General features: G+C 59.2%; 1 protein-coding gene and 1 pseudogene. Both read left to right on the plus strand.

Annotated elements, in window-relative coordinates:
* Positions 1–196: pseudogene (locus HMPREF3055_RS02835) on the plus strand (amino acid ABC transporter substrate-binding protein); the annotation flags it as partial.
* 270 nt (positions 197–466) lie between these two features.
* Positions 467–1,108, plus strand: a 642-nt coding sequence (locus tag HMPREF3055_RS02840) for a transporter substrate-binding domain-containing protein (RefSeq protein WP_070737828.1), incomplete at its 3' end; no start/stop codon positions are given.

Below are 1,108 nucleotides of genomic sequence, written 5' to 3' on the forward strand. Positions count from 1 at the left end.
GGAGCACCCGGACGCCAACCTGCGCCTGCTGGATGGTGAGGTCGGCCCCGGCACCAACGTCGCCGTTCTGCTGCCCAAGAACCAGACCGCGCTGAAGGATGCGATTGACGCCTCCATCAAGAAGCACCTGGGCAACGGTGACTTCAAAGCAATTTTCGAGAAGCATGTGAGCGAGGACTTGAGCCCCGCCTCCTAAGCTTTCGTGAAAGGCTCGGAAGGGGCCCGGAAAGGGCTCACCCGCCAGGACTTCTGAAATTGTGTCGTGGTTGATGTCTCTGTGGCTTATCCTGCACCGATGAGAGAATATGACGGAATGTTACGTTGAATTCTTTCCCACCGGGAATAGCTGTACGATAGCCAGCGTTGCACCCGCAGAGAGGGGCACACCGCATGATGCCCCCGGGTTACCGCAGGGTGACAACCCGCAACTACAAGAGCATCAACCACCACACGAAAGAAGAACACTATGTCCGCAATGATTAACCGCCGCACCGTCCTCGCAGGCTCCGCTTTCACCGGCCTGGCTGCACTGCTCGCAGCGTGCGGTTCGTCCAGCAGTAGCACCGCATCCAGCACCAACAAGCTGGAGGCTATCAAGTCTGCCGGCAAGATCCGTGTGGGCCTGGAGGGCACCTACCGCCCCTTCTCCTTCCACGACTCGAACGGCGCCCTGGTCGGTTTCGAGAAGGAAATCATCGACCTGGTCGCTAAGGACCTGGGCGTCACCGCAGAGTTCACCGAAACCCCCTGGGATTCGCTGATCGCCGGTGTGGACGCTGACCGCTACGACATCGTCATCAACAACGTTTCTGCAACCGACGAGCGTAAGCAGAAGTACGACTTCTCCGTACCCTACCTGTACTCCGAGCCGAAGGTTGCCGTGAAGAAGGATTCTTCCCTGCAGAACGTGAGCGAGATTTCCGGTCACTCCTCGGCGCAGTCTGAGACCTCGAACTTCCGCAAGATGGTGGAGGCGAAGGGCGCCTCGATCGTGGTCGTTTCCGGTTTCGATGAGGCTATCGAGCAGGTCCTCTCGGGCCGTGCAGAGATGACCGCGAACGACTCCGTGTCCTTCGCTGAGTACTTCAAGGAGCACCCGGACGCCAAC

This window comes from Rothia sp. HMSC061C12, from assembly GCF_001815755.1.
GTDB classification, from domain to species: domain Bacteria; phylum Actinomycetota; class Actinomycetes; order Actinomycetales; family Micrococcaceae; genus Rothia; species Rothia mucilaginosa.